The 16,113-nt window shown below is 46.9% G+C and carries 12 protein-coding genes; 10 read left to right on the top strand and 2 right to left on the bottom strand.

From position 1 onward, the window contains the following. The first annotated feature begins 103 nt into the window (after window positions 1–103). On the top strand, window positions 104–442 hold the full coding sequence (locus CK797_RS00705) for a type II toxin-antitoxin system HicB family antitoxin (RefSeq protein WP_104687909.1): 339 nt from the start codon (window positions 104–106) through the stop codon (window positions 440–442). A 156-nt stretch (window positions 443–598) separates the two neighbouring features. Here CK797_RS00705 and CK797_RS00700 read toward each other — a convergent pair whose 3' ends face one another. Beyond that, entirely contained in the window at window positions 599–862 is a 264-nt protein-coding gene (locus CK797_RS00700) for a type II toxin-antitoxin system RelB/DinJ family antitoxin (RefSeq protein WP_104687908.1), read from the bottom strand. Window positions 863–1,137: 275 nt separating this feature from the next. Here CK797_RS00700 and CK797_RS00695 point away from each other — a divergent pair, with 275 nt between their 5' ends. The 6 genes from CK797_RS00695 (at window position 1,138) to CK797_RS00670 (ending at window position 7,976) form a co-directional block, all read left to right on the top strand. Then, complete coding sequence (locus CK797_RS00695) at window positions 1,138–1,836, top strand: GntR family transcriptional regulator (RefSeq protein WP_104687907.1); 699 nt, start codon at window positions 1,138–1,140, stop codon at window positions 1,834–1,836. A gap of 11 nt (window positions 1,837–1,847) precedes the next feature. Next, window positions 1,848–2,846, top strand: coding sequence for an ADP-ribosylglycohydrolase family protein (locus CK797_RS00690; protein ID WP_104687906.1), 999 nt, complete (start codon window positions 1,848–1,850; stop codon window positions 2,844–2,846). A gap of 20 nt (window positions 2,847–2,866) precedes the next feature. Next, window positions 2,867–4,234 (top strand): purine-cytosine permease family protein, encoded by a 1,368-nt coding sequence (locus tag CK797_RS00685; protein WP_104687905.1) that lies wholly within the window; start codon window positions 2,867–2,869, stop codon window positions 4,232–4,234. Window positions 4,235–4,239: 5 nt separating this feature from the next. Continuing rightward, window positions 4,240–5,127, top strand: coding sequence for a PfkB family carbohydrate kinase (locus tag CK797_RS00680; RefSeq protein ID WP_104687904.1), 888 nt, complete (start codon window positions 4,240–4,242; stop codon window positions 5,125–5,127). Window positions 5,128–5,246: 119 nt separating this feature from the next. Next, on the top strand, window positions 5,247–6,170 hold the full coding sequence (locus CK797_RS00675) for a type II toxin-antitoxin system antitoxin SocA domain-containing protein (protein ID WP_104687903.1): 924 nt from the start codon (window positions 5,247–5,249) through the stop codon (window positions 6,168–6,170). Window positions 6,171–7,034: 864 nt separating this feature from the next. After that, entirely contained in the window at window positions 7,035–7,976 is a 942-nt protein-coding gene (locus CK797_RS00670; RefSeq protein WP_104688091.1) for a GH25 family lysozyme, read from the top strand. A gap of 19 nt (window positions 7,977–7,995) precedes the next feature. Here the strand turns inward: CK797_RS00670 and CK797_RS00665 are convergent, their stop codons facing one another. Beyond that, window positions 7,996–9,117: an ATP-binding protein gene (locus tag CK797_RS00665; RefSeq protein ID WP_104687902.1), complete on the bottom strand. Its 1,122-nt coding sequence runs from the start codon at window positions 9,115–9,117 to the stop codon at window positions 7,996–7,998. 268 nt (window positions 9,118–9,385) lie between these two features. On the opposite strand from CK797_RS00665, the gene CK797_RS00660 reads away from it, so the two are divergent. The 3 genes from CK797_RS00660 (at window position 9,386) to CK797_RS00650 (ending at window position 16,106) form a co-directional block, all read left to right on the top strand. Further along, entirely contained in the window at window positions 9,386–11,404 is a 2,019-nt protein-coding gene (locus tag CK797_RS00660; RefSeq protein ID WP_181049493.1) for an AAA family ATPase, read from the top strand. Between the two features lie 2 nt (window positions 11,405–11,406). Further along, window positions 11,407–13,929, top strand: coding sequence for a DUF7017 domain-containing protein (locus CK797_RS00655; RefSeq protein ID WP_104687900.1), 2,523 nt, complete (start codon window positions 11,407–11,409; stop codon window positions 13,927–13,929). A gap of 134 nt (window positions 13,930–14,063) precedes the next feature. Further along, complete coding sequence (locus CK797_RS00650; protein WP_104687899.1) at window positions 14,064–16,106, top strand: DarT ssDNA thymidine ADP-ribosyltransferase family protein; 2,043 nt, start codon at window positions 14,064–14,066, stop codon at window positions 16,104–16,106. The last annotated feature ends 7 nt before the right edge of the window (window positions 16,107–16,113 follow it).

Here is a 16,113-nt window from a genome sequence, read left to right as displayed (position 1 = left end):
ATATAATGTTATTAGCCGAAAGATTTGTATTGAAAAGTTGGTTAAGCTTAATAAGTTATCAAACGAAGCAGGTGTTACAGTAGATAAAGGAGGATAAACAGCTATGAAGCAGCAATTATTAAAATACAAAGGTTATCATGGGACAGTGGAGTTTTCACTGGAAGATAATGTTTTATATGGGAATGTGATTGATGTTAATAGCTTAATTTCGTATGAGGGTAAAGACCTAGCAGAACTTAGATCTGACTTTGAAGGGGCCGTGGATGATTACCTAGCTATGTGTGAAGCCCATCATGAAAGTCCAGAAAAGGCTTATACAGGGTCTTTTAATGTTCGTTTAGAACCTGAAATGCACAAGAGGTTAGCCTTATATGCTCGTAATCACAACGAATCTCTGAACACGAGTGTTAAGCAAGCAGTAGCACAGTTGTTGGCTGAATAAGCAGGAATCTAGTAATACGCATGTTTAACCTAGGGAAGATTAGTGTGGGGCGTGATTGGATCTCTGCTGTTCAGAGAGGACATACAAACCGTAGTGCTTTCGTTTGAGACGCTTGTAGTTGCGTTTGAATTCAGGGGTTCGATTAATAATCAAAACTTAATCGTCCTCCTCATTATCTAGATCCTTGAACAGATCATCAACGGAATTGAAGGATTTGTAATTACCGTTATGTAACTCTGCAAGTGACCGCTCAAGACCAGAAGTTTGGTTAGTTAACTCAAACGGAATGCCGTTCGTTTTGATTACTTGCTTGAGGTAGACTTTGATACCAGTTGAAAAGTCCATTCCGAGTCCATCAAATACTTTCTGAGCGTCTGAACGGGTCTTTTCATCAAGGCGTAAGCTGTATGTTTTAGTCATAAAATCACCCTTTCTGTATTTGCATTGTAACACGTTGTAAGTACAGAAGGAAAAATAAAAAGATGCACCGATTAGCACATAGGAATTTATAGCTTTCGGCTCTTTGTTAAGCGGTAAGGATAAGAAGAGAATTTTAAGAACTAGACTAAGCCACTTTGGTTATTAGTCTAGTTTTCTTTTAGTAGTGTCATGGTTCATATTAGAAAGCGCTTGCATAAAACTGAACATAGTTGTATTATGTACTTGAGTACTCAAGTAGTAAGGATGGAATTTCAATGGATTTACAAAGAACTAGCAATAGTTTACGTGCACAAATTGTTTTAGCGATTCAGAACGATATTTTTAATAATCGAGAGGTGGGTGATAAATTACCATCTGAAGCAGATTATGCAAAGGAGTTTAACGTCACACGCTCGACTGTCCAGAAGGCATTAAAGGATTTACAACGGATGAACTTAATTAAAAAGGTTCAAGGGAAAGGATCCTTTGTCCACCAGACCCAACCGAAAGTTAAGCTTTTTAACTTCAAAGGATTTTCTGACTATGCTCACCAGATCGGTGCAACGCCAGTCAATAAAATTCTTGATCAACAGGTAATTACTGATGGTGTTAATAGAATCCTTTACTTAAAACGTTTGCGAATGTTCAATAGCGACAATGCTTTAATTCCAATGACGGTTGATGAGTCGCGTATTAATCTAAACCAATTCCATGGCTTGGAAAAGTATGATTTTAGCAAGCAATCATTATATTCCGTTATTCGTCAAGATTATAAGATAATTCCTTCGACAACCTTGCTAAGGATGTCCGCTGTTGCTGCGGATGAAGAACTAGCGAAGAATCTGCAGTGCAACGTTCATGACCCTCTTTTGCAGGCACAGGGGATCGTTCATGACGAAGAGGGAAGAGTCGTTGAAAAGGCTAAAGTAACATACAGTAATTTTGCTGAATTTGATTTAACACTTGGCATTTAGGGGGAATGATTATGCGTGAAAAAGATAAGATTTTAGGTGCATTATATGGACAAGCAATTGGTGATTCGATGGGGATGCCGACTGAATTATGGCCCATTCAAAAGATCAGGGAAAAGTTTGGCCGCAACATCACAACTTTTCTAGATGGCACTGATGATAATGATATTGCCATTAATTTCAAGGCTGGTGAATACACCGATGATACTAACCAGGCCTTTGCAATTTTAGATGCCCTCATCGAGACAAACTGGGAACCAGATACACGGGTACTGGTCAAACACATTATGAAGTGGGCCGATGCGGTTGGCGCATGGACTAATAATATTCTGGGCCCAAGCAGCAAGGCAGCGCTTAAGCTTGTAAAAGAGGGTAAGGACCCGGCTGAAGTTACCAAGACCGCTTTGACCAATGGGTGTGGTATGCGAATTTCGCCAATCGGAACTCTTTACGAACCCGAAGATTTCGATAAGCTGATTAAAATGGTATATGAGGTTACTAAGATTACCCACTCCAGTGACGTTGCTATTTCAGGAGCAGCAATGATTGCTGGTGCGGTAACTGCCGCAATGGCCGATTACACGTGGGATGACATTGTTGACTTTGCTGAAAAGGCAAATGATGCCGGATTTAAGTTAGGTGCCCCCACATGGGCTGCACATAATAAGGAACGCCTTGAGGTCGGAATTGACATTGCCCATAAGTTCAAAGACGACAATGAGGCCTTTAGTCGGGCAATTTACAACACTGTTGGTACTGGAACCACCATTTCGGAAAGTATTCCAGCAGCCCTGGCAATTGCTTACTATGCTAAAGACGTCAAAAAGAGTGCATTTATCTGCACTAACTTAGGTGGAGATACGGATACGATTGGTGCGATGGCAACCGCAATCTGTGGTGCAAAAGTAGGGGCAAAGAAGATTCCTGAAGACTGGAAAAAGTTAATTGACGAAAAGAATCCTCAACATAATATTCATGAATTTGCAGATAAGATTTCTGAGTTCAAGGCATAGTAAAAATGAGGTGAATTACTATGGATAACGATTTTGTAAAAGTCCCGGAAGAAGATAAAACGCTAAGTCCTGGGAAGCTTTTCTATAACTGGTTTGCCGCTAACATTGGTATTATGGGTTTCGTTTACGGGGCCATCATTGTTAGTTACCACTTGTCGTTCTGGCAATCAGTTACGGCAGCACTGATTGGTGCGCTAACTTTTGCAATTCCAGGATGGGTCGCAATGATTGGTCAGCGTGAAGGGGTTACTACCTTTAAAATGAGTCGTGCGGCCTTTGGTACACATGGTAATAAAATTCCTAATTTCATGGCCTGGTTAAACATGGTTGGTTGGCTTGCTGTTAATGTAATCACTGGTACTTTACTATTCTCTGCAATGCTAAAGACCATTCATGTTCCGCAAACCGGGTTTACAAAGTTTATCTGTTTAGTTGTTTTTGCCGGGTTGGTCTTTCTATCGGGTGTTTTTAAGGAAGACACTTTGGCTAAAATTCAAACATGGCTAAGCTGGATCTTCGGTGCGCTAACTTTGGTCATGTTGATTATGTTCCTTGTGAATGCAAACTGGGGTGAAGCATTTGCCATGAAGCCGGGCAGTTGGCTAACCGGTTGGCTGCCAGCAGTTGCATTTATCGCGGCTGGTTCAAGTATCTCATGGTCAATGGCTGCGGCTGACTGGGGTGCCTATGTTCGTCCTAACACGAGACCATCTGCTACTTTCTGGAATACTACTTTAGGTGCGGCAACACCACTCTTCATTTTGATGGCCGGTGGGGTTCTTCTAAGCACGATTTCACCAAGTTTAGCCAGCGCCAGTGATCCATATCAGGTAATGTATGGTGCTATCCCTGGATGGTTTGGCTTTCTTTACTTCCTAGTTGCTGCCGGTGGTATTATTCCGCAATGTCTTGTTTCATTCCGTTCGGCACGAATTAACCTTTCAACGATTGGGATTGAGGTTTCACAAAAGACTTCACTGATTTTACATGCGGTAATTATCATCCTAATCTCTGTCTATGTTCTGTTTATCTCTGGTAACTTTTTAAGCAACTTTGAATTATTCTTGAACTTCTTGGGCATCTGCCTTGCTTCATGGGTTGCCATTTTCTTAGTGGATAGCGTTATTTACCGTAAGAATGGTTATGACGTTAAATTGATGGAGCCTAATTCTCCTGTTCACTACAACTGGCCGGGGATCATTTCTTGGATCATCGCAACTATCTTTGGGTTCCTATTCACCTCAAATGGAGCATACCGAGGTCCATTTGCTCGTGGCATTTTTGAAAATAACAGCAGTTTAGCAGTCTTCATTTCAGGTATTGCCGCAATTGTTGTTATGTTTATCTTCTCCTTATTTGTTAAGAACCGCAATAAGCAGGAGGCTTGAATATTATGGTGAAAAAGAGTCTAATTATCGGCGCTGCTTTTGTAGACGTAATAATGGATGTTGCCCAGATTCCCACTTCTGGGGGCGATGTTACCGCAAAGTTAAAATCCTACAACATTGGTGGTTGTGCTTTTAATGTCTATGGTGCAATTCGGCATTACATCGGTGCCGAATATGCTGATCTTTTTATCCCCGTGGGCAAAGGGCAGTATAGTGAAATAGTTCGGAAAGCCATGAATGATAGTAACATTCCGATTTTGCTTGAGGACGACCATAAGGATAATGGCTGGGACTTATGCCTGGTTGAACCAAGCGGGGAGCGGTCTTTTATCACGGTTCCAGGTATTGAGCAAGATTGGAAGGATAAATGGTTTACTAAGATTGATTTGTCTGACTATAAGTACTTCTATGTAAGTGGATACGAAATGGAAGACCTAGAATCGGCTAATTTGCTATTGGATCACCTAGAGCAGCGTGATGAAGATTCATATATACTGTTCGATGCATCACCGAGAATTAGCCATATTGCTCCTGAAATTATCAGCCGGCTGATGTCAAAGGGTGTCATTATCAATGCCAATGAAGATGAAATTGGATTTCTTAGCGATAAGGATAGCCTGGAAGAACAAGCTAGTGATATCTTCAATCAAACTACTGAGCCAGTGCTGGTCACTCTTGGTGCGAAGGGTACGTATCTATATGACGATCATGGCGGAAGAATTATTGGAAGCAACAAGGTCGAAAATATTGTCAACACAATCGGCGCTGGTGATACCCACTGTGGTGGAGTAATTGCTGGGCTGTTAAAGGGTGATTCGTTCGATGAAGCATGTAAGGTTGGAAACGAGCTCTCCGCAAAGGTAATCCAACAAGAGGCCGGAAGTTTGAAGTAAGTTGATTCTGCTACTTATTGATGAGGGATATCGTTAGGGGAACTTTCTATGCTGAAACTGTTGTTCAGTAGTAGTATTTTCATCAGTTTTCATCTTGACTATTAAAGGAGGCGGTTTATATGGTTTACCAAAAGAATTTTACAACTACCTATACCATCAACGGACATGAGTACACAGTAACGGCGCCAGCACTTTTCGATAGTAATACCAATGAACTAATTCCGGATAAAGAACTGGATGATCAAGCTGCTGAAATAGCTCGTCAACAGTATCGCAATGACATGGGGTTGTTGTCGCCACAAGACTTAAAGCAATACCGGGCTAAAGTAGGTTTATCTCAACGTAACTTGGCTGAATTAACTGGCCTAAGCCCAAATACGATTGCGCTTTACGAAGCGGGAGCATTTCCAACAAAGGCTAATAATAGGTTGCTAAAATCGCTCATTGCAAGTGATGATGTACTTCAACACTACATTGCTGATGAGAAGGGTAATTATTCTGATGAATTAGTCGCTAAGGTGAATTCTTATCTAAGTAATAGCGATGGTGTCATTGAATCGCAAAATGAGCAGCCCCAATTTACGGCTGTGCAATTAGCTAATTGGCTGCGCGTGGAAAACTACTTTGCACGGGATAGTGACTTAAATATTGACCCATTGACTCAGATGAAGGTTATAAAGCTTCTCTACCTTGCATACGGAAGGTATTTAGCCGCAACCAGAAATAAACTTTTTTCTTCACCAATTATTCACTTTCAATATGGCCCACTGATAACAGAGGTGCATGATAAGTTTAATGGACAGCGGGTGTTGGATATTGGCAAACCAGATAAAGAGGCAATGAATGACTATAACCTGGTTTCTCAAGATGGTGAAATTGTTGGGTTGCTGAGTAAGGTTAATGAAGATTACATTAATTACAATGCATCTCGACTAAGCAAGCAAACTCATCGACCAGGTTCTCCGTGGTATTTAACACCAGATCGAGAGGTAATTAAAGATCAGCTAATTTTCGACACTTTTAAACGTGGTGTAGAAGAATAATTAGTTGAAAGGCGCATTTCCTGTAACTTCTTTACAATATATGCAACTCATCCCTAAAATTGGCGGGTGAGTTGCTTTTTTAATATCACTTTAATTGCTGATGGGGGTATGATTGATATAGAATATAAAAAATACAATAGCCACTCGGGCTTTTTTGCGTAAATAGAAAGCGCCCAACCAATAGGAAGGGCGCCAAGATTATTAGCCATTACTTGAACAGCTTCTTAATTAGGTGTTTAACGTGCTTACTAGGCACAATAAGCAATATGATGCACCAATGCAATTGGGACACCTCCCTCTTGCACATACTTGTGGAGTGATTAAGTCCAACAGTGCGCTTTTGCATTGTACCACGATTTAATTATGTTATAATACTTACATAAGCAATATGGTGCCGGTGTGCAAAGTGGTTCCAGTTGATTACTTGAACCGTACCGGTAGAAGGGGTGTCTTAATCGGCGCCCTTTTTTATTATCGGTGCGATTCCAGACGATTTTACACCGATATGTTAAAATACAGACAGGTATTCTATTACAAAAAGGCGGCACCTTCAATTCGAGGGTGTCGTCTTGTGATACCTGGCATATTTTTGGCACAAAATATCAAAGGCATTCTGCTTAATTTTCCTATATATGATAGGAATATAAATCAATTAAAATAAATGGACAGATATGCTACAATGGCCTTAATAAAATTAAGGATACATAGCAACATGCTTATAATTGGTTGTTTAAGTCTCCGGTGCTGAGAATATCAGTCAGGAGGCCTTTCATTTGCTTAAAAATGAAATCGTTTCCAGTAAGCCTTTAGTGAGTAGTTAAGGATGATGGAAATTGAAACATATTAATGAAAAGGGAGCGGAAAATAGTGCTCAAATGTGTGGATGTTTATTCCGGTAGTGCAGATAGTATCATTACCGGGCAGGATACTGATGCGGTAATTATCAAGGCGACCCAGGGGACGGGCTATGTCAACCCCAAGTGCAATCACCAGACTGACCTGGCCAGAAACCTGGGCCGGCAGCTTGGCTGGTATCACTACGCTGGTGGTGGCAATCCTGAAGCTGAAGCGGATTACTTCATTAATAACATCAGCAACTACGTGAAGCACGGTGTCTTGGCCCTTGATTGGGAATCATACCAAAACAGTGCCTGGGGTGACCGGAATTGGTGTCGGCGTTTTGTCAACCGGGTTCATGAACGGACCGGGGTCTGGTGCCTAATCTATGTTCAACAATCGGCCCTGGCACAGGTGGCCAACATTGCCAATGACTGCGGCCTCTGGTGTGCCTGGTACGCCTCGATGAACTGGAATTCCTGGACATTACCGAATGCTAATTTCAGTGTCGCGCCGTGGCCAGTGATGACGGGTTGGCAATTCACTGGCGGTGATATGGACTGGTCGGTGTTCTACCTGACTAGGGAAGGCTGGAATCGGCTTGCTCGTGGTGATAATGCTCCGGCCGACCCGCAGCCAGTTAATCCACAGCCTGTCCGTCCAACTGCACCCCAGCCTGCACCTACCAAAAGCTGGGTTGATGCCCAGGGGGTTACCTGGTATCGGGAAGACGGCACATTTACCATCACAGTACCAGAGGGGATCATCTTGCGGTGGGGTGCGTCCGTTGAGTCCACGGAGATTGCCGTCTTGCCTGAGGGCAGCGTGGTTAAGTACGACGCCTTCTGCCACTCCGGCGGGTATGTCTGGATCAGGCAGCCGCGTGGAGATGGCCAGTACGGGTACCTGCCAACCGGTGAAAGTAGGGACGGCAGGCGAATTAGTTACTGGGGAAGATTCAGCAAATAAACGGCGCAGGTTTAACCCATCAATAGAATGGACGATAGCGAATTGAATCAGGATCTTGTGTATCTGCCAAGTACTGCTGGAACAATGGCAGCTTGAACCTAACCCGGCCCTGGCCAGCCGGGCTAATCAAGCCTTGCTGAATCATCCGACGACGGTATTGGTTAACATAGTTTTGCTGTTGCTTAGCTGATTTTTGATAACCCATTAGGGCGGCAATCCGGGTGGTCGTCATCCCCTGAGCCGTGCCAACCAGGTATTCACGATCGTGGTTGGAAAGGTTGTCAAAGATAATATCGTAGCTTTGCGCAAACAGGTCCTGAATATATAACGGCTTGACCGCGTCAAAGGTTTGCTGATTGGCGGCTTGCCGACTAATCTTGGTAGCGTTCCAAAGCTTATAACCGAGTAATTGAAAGCCAAACGAGTAACCGCCAGTCAACTGGGCAATTTGATGGGTAATATGTGGGCCAAAATCCAGGTGCTTTTGGTATTCCATTTCAATTTCGTTGATATTTAACATGGTTGTTTGGATATGCCGGGCGCGCTTTAGGAAGGTCAGCGTCTGGTCATGCTCGATATCGTAAATCATTTTTGGCAATCCATCAGCGACTAAATAGAAATTGAGGTTGTGGCGTTTCAGATTTTGCAGTAGTTGGATAAATTCACGGGTATTTTCCTTATGATTAAATTCGTCGATAAAGATCACGACCCGCTTGTGGAGCCTGGTTAGCATTGCCATGAAATTTTCAATATCTTGGGTAGTGTAGTCTTCATTGCTCTTGTTAAAGCTCAAGCCAAACCCCATCACCGAGACAGCGGCGACCTTGTCAATTAATGAATGGATCTTGAAAATGTTTTTCAGATTATGGCCAAATGCTTGGACCATTCGTTGATTATTATCGATTTCGATGATGTATGTATCAGTCAACTTCATTACTTCTTGCTCAATCTGGGTTAATAGGGCGGTTTTCCCGGAGCCCCGTAGACCAGTAATGAAAATTACCCGGTTAGGATCGTCATACGCGATGGCCTGAGCAACTGATTTGGGGCTTCCAAAGTCACTCTGATAGTTGGGTAGACTTATTTTAGGCGGCGTTCCGAAACTTGGATCAAATGGATTTTTTAACTGTTTATTAAACATAGGGTTCACCTACTTTTACATTTTTTTACATTTTAAATTTATTTTACATTTTTTTACATTTTAAAGCTAGCATAATGCTGTTTGCTGGTATGCTAGATTTACGGTAGTGACATAAATGGATTGGAATGCTTCGGTTCCGATCCTTTTTGTGTTGACTCTACGGCTGGTACTAAATTGTTGCCAAAGAGCTGAAAATCTAATCTTGGCGCGTCATTTAGGCCAAATACGCGCTAAAATGAATGTGAACAATATCAAGGAAGTGACAAAAATGCAGTTAACGACCGGACAGCAGATAGCGCTTGATAAGATTGATAGATTTTTGGACAGCGACCGGAAGATCTTTATCCTAACCGGTCAGACTGGGACTGGCAAGGTAGGCATGGTTGACTCCATCTTACGGTTAGCTGGTCGTCGCCAACTGACAACGAAGCTGATGGCAGCGACGGGTCCTGCCGCCAAGGCAGTTAGTGCCGTCGGGCAGGCCCAGACGATTCACCGGTCGATCTACCAGCGGGCCCACGACGAGGTGGAGGTTAACGACCAGGACACCCAGATTGCGGCGGTCCGTCTGAAGTTTCCCCTTGAAAATGATACCAACACGCGGCTTTTTGTCGTTTACGGGGCCGCAATGATCAGTAATCAGGAGAACGCCATGTCGCGCCTGCAGTTCGGCTCTGGCCGGCTTCTCGACGATTTGATTGCGGCAACTGGGATTAAGAATCGGCCAGCACAAATTATCATGATTGGGGACGAATTCCAGCTACCCGCCGCCAGTGTCAGTACCCCGCCAGCCCTTAGTATGGCCTACTACCGGGATCACCAGCTGGCGGCTGAAAAGTATGAGTTGACTGACCTGACAACACCAACTGGGAGTCTGGCCGTTACCCGTCACCAGCTGTCCACAATGATTGCTGACCCGGTCAAACGGCTACCATTTGAGTTTGAAGATGATGGTCAGACGCTTTTTAATCTTGACTTTCGCTGCCATAGCGATCAAGAGCGCGAACAGGCAATTGTCAACGAGTTCGTCAAGGAATTCCGCAAGCGGGGGCAGGGTCAAGGTTGCGTAATCACCAATAATAATGCCCTCGCCCATGCCTATAACCAGCAGATTCGCAAACGGATGGGCCTGGCTGATCGACTGGCGGTGGGGGATGTTCTCTACTTTACCCGTAATCAGTATGACCTACCCCTGGGCACTGACAAGTTGAACGATGTCTTTGCCGGAACCACGATCTGCATCACGGCGCTGGGCGCCAACCGGGACTACCGTAACCAGCAGTGCCAGCTCCACTTCCAGGAGGCACGGTTCTTCTTCTTGAATGACCCTGCCCGGCACCAATATACGGCGGAATTAATTACCAATCTCCTGACGACTGGGGAAACCCAGCTGAGCGACCAGGAGGTGGTGGCCCTATATCAGGACCTGTATGAACGCTTCAAGGCGTCGCACCCGGACGTCATGACCCAGCTTAAGGAGCACAATCAGCAGGTGGAAAGTGATGACGTCCACCGCCAGCACGATGCTCGGACAACTGAGTTTCTCCAGGCGGCGGCTGAGCATCTCCGTCAGCTAGGAATTACCCTTCCTGATCCAGAACAGTTGACGACGCGGCAATACAATCAGGCTATCCGTCAACTCGTGCAGGCCCACCCAGATGCGGATCCCCGTCGTGATTGTAAGCGGCAGAAACTGCCCAACATGTTAATGAAGCTGCTACAAACGGATCCTTATTACAAGGGGGTCTTAGTTCAGTATGCTTATGCCCGCAACTGTTACCGGGCCGCGGAGGAAAAGTGGCCGAATGTCTACCTGGACTTTGGTTGTCCTACCAATGTAACTGAACACCGTTTGCGGTTCGCCTATACGGCCTTATCTTGTGCCAAACGATGGGCCGAAGTCCGTAATGCCGGGAGTATTTTTCGAAAGTTTAAGCTGAACACCCAGGTTATCGACGGGCAGCGCCTTGCCAGGGATGTTCAGATGGCAACATCGTTTGATCAAGTGGGACCAGTGACCGCCTTGGAACGGTCCTTGTTTGCACATCTGCAATCACTGTGTGGCCCACTTGACTTTACCATCAGCGGGGTTGATCGGGAGCTGGCCAAGTACTACCTGCTGGTCTACTTGGCCGGCGCGGACAGTTGCCGGATCCAATTTTACTACTCGCCAAAGGTAGGCTGGACGACTGCCAACCTGGCCGCCGATCGGGAGGCACTTGACCACAATGAGGCAATTCAAAAACTGATTGCTGGGTTGCGTCAGTTATCAGCACAGGAGGACTAGCAATGGATGAAGAGCAAGTGAAAGAACAGATTAAGGAGTTACGTAAGCAGGCTAAGGAAGCACCGCAGAAGGATCATCGTCAGATCCTCGGGCGGGCTTATAATTGTGCACAAGCGGCACGCCGCGAAGGCCTGAATGTTGATTGGGAATTGTCCTGGGTGATGTACGACCTGCTGGTTGATGAACTCGATCGTGAGCAAGACGGAAATGGGCGGCTGGTTAGCCTGGCGAAGATCTTGACCCAGTGTCAACGATTGGGCCTATTTGACCCCCAGATGGGTAACTACCTATTTTGGAAAAACCTGCAGTCTAGGTTGGCTAACAAGGCCTGGGAATTGGCCAAGCAAGACCAAGCTGCGGACCTTGTCAAGTTCATGATTACCATCAGCCCATCGCTGGATGACTTATTTACGGTAAACTATGCGCTTGAGCCGCAGGACCATGTCTACCTCAACGTGAAAAGCAATGAACGGGGGATGACGGCCGTGGCCTCGACAATGACGTCTGCGATGACAGTAGCGATGCGCAGGTCAGAAGACTGGTCGGCACTGCTCGCCAATATGTTGGTAGCGCAAGGGGCCCTGGCTCGGTCTATTCGCCATAATATTGGCAACCAGGCATTGGCATCGCGAGCCTGGGAGTTAGAGAAGGCGGATGATCAGGCGGGGCTGCGGGCTTTCTGGTCGGTAATCCAGCCGTTTGTCAGCAAACAGGATATTGCGTTTGAAGTATTGTTTACACCTTTCTATGTGGGACTCTATAAGCACCACCCAGACCAGTTGGCTCAAAACGGCCGCTGCCTGATGGAGCTGATTGCCACCCTGGGGATTAAAAACCTTAGCCATGACGACTATCAGGCTACGACGAATGGTGACCAGTCCTATCCAAGCCTGGCTGATAATGTTGCCGACCTATACCTGGCCCTGAACAAGCCGCAGCTGCCGCTTACCGACCAATTTAAGCAGCTGCTCGATCAGCGGGTTATTAAACAGGTACTTAGTCGTGAATGGGATGCTGCCAAGAGCCATGATCCCCAGCAACTGGTCACCACCTTTGCGGATACTAAGCCACTTCTTAGTCAGGCTGACTACCATTCCCAGACGGGGAGCCTGCTTTTGCCATACTATCTCGGCTTGTACCAGCAACAGAAGGACCAGTTGGACCGGTACGCTGCTACCTTGGAGCAGGTAATAGAATTCTTTGGCTTTGACCACTTCAGTGAGAGCGATCGTCAGGAGAAAGAAAGCGACAGTGGGCACATTTTGCCTAGTCTCGCCGAAAAAATCGTTTCCGCATACGTCAAAGCCCTATTGATAACGGGAGCCCGCGATGAACAGGTTACCTTGGCGCAGCATGGGCTAACCATTCTCAAAGACCAAACCACTAATCGGGATTGGATTGTCTATCAACTAGGGAAGCTGCTGGACCAGCGAGGCCAGCTTGCCCAGCTTAATGACGAGTTGCTGGCAGCGGTTAAACATAACCAGCGCAACACCTACTTCTGGAGTATGTTGGCGGCTCGTTACCGGGACGATGATCGACAGAACTATCAGGCCGCTCTGATGATGGCGGTTTCCTTACCAAATGCTCGGCTAGCGGACATCGCGACCTTAATAACCCTCCTGGCTGATCAGGAAGCGCAACGTCCCCTGGTTAAGGGCCTGGTCCAATTGGCCAAGGCAACGGTCAGGGCGGGTCAGCAGCTGCCGGCGAAAATTAACCAGGTGGTAGCTCAGGACTGGTACCAATCGACTTCTGCCTGCGATGACGTGACAACTACCCTGCAGGATCAAGCCAAGCCGGCACTGGGCGAGATCCTCTACGTTGATGTGACCCCGGCACCGTTCTTTGTTTGCTGGAATAATCAGGAAAAGAATTCCACGGGGATCATTCCCGTTACGACCGGCAGCGTCATGAACCCGCCGATCCACCTTCATGACCAGGCCTTGACGCAACAGGTAATGCCCGGTAAATTCTATCAGGCGCGAATCGTAATCAATGGCAAGCATCATGACTACTATGGTCAGCTGCAATCGTATCAGCCGACTGATGAGGTCAAGATGAACTATATCCTGCCGTTCAATGGTGAGCGACTTGACCGTAACGAGCGTCATGGCTTTGGCTTTCTGCACTTTCTGCATTCTGACTGTTTTGTTCCTGATAATGTAGTCAGTCAGCATCAGTTGCATAACGGCGACTTGCTCAGTGGGGTAGCCCAGATTAACTGGAACTCTAAGAAAGAGACGTGGGGCTGGCAGTTAGCAGAGCTGAATAAGGTCGAACCGGCCACGGAAAAACAGGTGACGGGGACGTTTGAGTACCAGACCATTGCTTCTGGCCGGATCTTGGGGTTTGTAGTGCTTCCAGATGGTCAAAAGGCGCTGGTTCCAGAGGAATTTCTTGAGGCCAGTGAATATGACGATAATCAAGATGTAGTGGCGAAGGTTGCCTACCACTGGAACCGTAAACGGGCAAAGTGGGACCTTCGGGTGACCAAGATAGCACCCGCTGACGTTGGTCTATGATTTCACAATGGATGATAATACAAAGGATGTCGACAATATCGATGTCCTTTTTTTAATTTGTTCGGCAATTTTACAGTACGAGGGGGTACAATAAAAGACGGATTATTTTATCGGTAACATTGAGGAGTGATTTTATGACTCAGGCAAGCACGGTCAACGTTTATCGACTGATGCTGAACAATAAGTACGGCTGGATTGCCAGTGCCTATCCGGATGATCAATTCGATAAGGCAATCAATCGCCAGATTTCAAAGGCTGAACGGCAAACGCAGCCGCTGACGGAAATTCAACAAGCACTATTGACTCATGGTGACGAACCGGGAGTTACCCACCAGTTAATCGGGACCGTTGAGCGGCTGGACCAGACTAACCGGGCCCGTCTGATTGTCAAGGACCTCCAGCAGTTTGCGCCCGGCCAGGTACTAGGTCAGTATATTTCATCCCTTTATTTTTACGGGGTGGCTGTCTCAGGGACCAACGACGCTGGCAACGTTTCGCTGGATCAGTTGTGCAAGTTGATGCAGAAGTATCCTCAGGTTAAGTTTGGCTGGCCAGCTGACGCGAAAAGCTATCGTCAGCAGATGACGGGCAATTCGTCCGCATTCGCAATTCGGCGCGCCCAATGCCTCAAGTATTGGTTTGACCAGGGGGATCAAGACCTGAACTGGCTGTATGCCCCATCACCTGCGCAGGACAACTATCGGCAGACCTTCGCCTGGCTGAAGCAGAACGCACCCGACATCGCTAACTGGTATTATGATCAGCCGAGTGCGACAACGGGGATGATCTGGCACTTTACGGATATTAACAACATGGCCAATATTTTGTCATTTCAGGAGATTGCTTCGAAGAACTGGGGAACCGAGCAGCAGATCATTAGGAATGACAATGCCGCAAGCAGCGTTAATAATGACGCCACCAAACCCTGGGTGCATGACTATGCCCGCTTCTACCTGCGGCCTAAGACCCCAACCCAATATCGAAACGAGGGGATCTACCAGTACTATGGCGACCATCCGGACTTCAAGGCGATGCCCAAGTCCCTGACCAACTGGAACCAGACCGCCTTTTGGACGGACGGGCGGCCGGCACACCTGCCGGTTCCAGTCTTCATTGGCTTTAGCCTCAGCAAGTTCCTGCAACAGGGCGGACACCTGGTCAAGGGTTCCCTGGCGGGCAAGCGGGTTGCCGATCAGCCCGAGGCGATGTTTGACGATGACTGCTCCTTCCTTAAGGAGCATGTTCGCCAGATTTACAAGGACTGGAGCGCTCCCAACTGGTTGAAACACACCGAGTTTGTGTTTCCGCAACGGCTGAAGTTCAAGGCGAGTGATATCTTACGGATCGTCGTACGAAGCGAGGCCGAGAAGCTGGTCCTGCTGACCCTATTGACGGAGCACGACAGCGCCCTTTTCAGCAATAAGCAGTCTCACCAGGAGATTGACCCACAACGCTATATTGACCGGATTGTCGTTGACCCGCAGTTTTTCTATTCCCACGGGAGCATGGTCCAGACCAGTCCCGCCTCAGCCCAGCGCGATGTGATGCACAACCAGTACCACCTCGGTCTGCAGCCAGCCGTAGCCCCGGCTAACCTGACGCGGACGGTGCAGCCATTCGGCTTTAGCAAGGTGGTCAATGGCAATGAGCTCCGGGTCGATGTTCCCGAGCTTAAGCAGGTAACGCTAACGGTTCGTGATGTTAATGGCGAGATCAAACCCGTAGCCCGTTTTCATGAGCCGGATTGGATCCTGGGGACAAATGAGTGGATTCCGACTAAGGTGCAGCGTGAGATCAGTGCTGCTCGGGGTTATCGCTTGAAGTGCCGCTATTATTCCTCGCTATATTATCGCGGCCATTACTATAAGCTATGGCGCGCAGCGGGAAGTGACGAATGGCACTTTGTGGATACGAATGAAGTGGCCGATATTATCTCGCCCGCCGATCGGCCAATCCTGAAGAGGGTTGAGGAGAGCTTTCGAGCGGTCTTTAGGAACACTGACATTACGGAGGATCAAGCCAGTGTACCCGCTGACGTGACTTTGGCACCCACAGCTAGCCAGGCGCCTGCACGGCCAGCCCCCGAAACACCACCGCATGTGGATTCGGCCACGCCGGCTCCCTCGGCGGCCCCGGCAGACAATGACGACAATGATAACTTCTTGTTATTGTTTTAGGAGGTCG

Source organism: Limosilactobacillus pontis (assembly GCF_002940945.1).
Classification (GTDB): Bacteria; Bacillota; Bacilli; order Lactobacillales; family Lactobacillaceae; genus Limosilactobacillus; species Limosilactobacillus pontis_A.
The sequence above is the reverse complement of the archived record's forward strand: the minus strand, read 5'-3'. Positions and strand labels throughout refer to the sequence as shown.

Excerpts from the sequence above, each read along its gene's own strand:
- CK797_RS00690 (WP_104687906.1), top strand. The coding sequence starts at position 1,848 with ATGCGTGAAAAAGATAAGATTTTAGGTGCATTATATGGACAAGCAATT.
- CK797_RS00700 (WP_104687908.1), bottom strand. The coding sequence starts at position 862 with ATGACTAAAACATACAGCTTACGCCTTGATGAAAAGACCCGTTCAGAC.
- CK797_RS00695 (WP_104687907.1), top strand. The coding sequence starts at position 1,138 with ATGGATTTACAAAGAACTAGCAATAGTTTACGTGCACAAATTGTTTTA.
- CK797_RS00665 (WP_104687902.1), bottom strand. The coding sequence starts at position 9,117 with ATGTTTAATAAACAGTTAAAAAATCCATTTGATCCAAGTTTCGGAACG.
- CK797_RS00685 (WP_104687905.1), top strand. The coding sequence starts at position 2,867 with ATGGATAACGATTTTGTAAAAGTCCCGGAAGAAGATAAAACGCTAAGT.
- CK797_RS00655 (WP_104687900.1), top strand. The coding sequence starts at position 11,407 with ATGGATGAAGAGCAAGTGAAAGAACAGATTAAGGAGTTACGTAAGCAG.
- CK797_RS00660 (WP_181049493.1), top strand. The coding sequence starts at position 9,386 with ATGCAGTTAACGACCGGACAGCAGATAGCGCTTGATAAGATTGATAGA.
- CK797_RS00675 (WP_104687903.1), top strand. The coding sequence starts at position 5,247 with ATGGTTTACCAAAAGAATTTTACAACTACCTATACCATCAACGGACAT.
- CK797_RS00680 (WP_104687904.1), top strand. The coding sequence starts at position 4,240 with ATGGTGAAAAAGAGTCTAATTATCGGCGCTGCTTTTGTAGACGTAATA.
- CK797_RS00650 (WP_104687899.1), top strand. The coding sequence starts at position 14,064 with ATGACTCAGGCAAGCACGGTCAACGTTTATCGACTGATGCTGAACAAT.
- CK797_RS00705 (WP_104687909.1), top strand. The coding sequence starts at position 104 with ATGAAGCAGCAATTATTAAAATACAAAGGTTATCATGGGACAGTGGAG.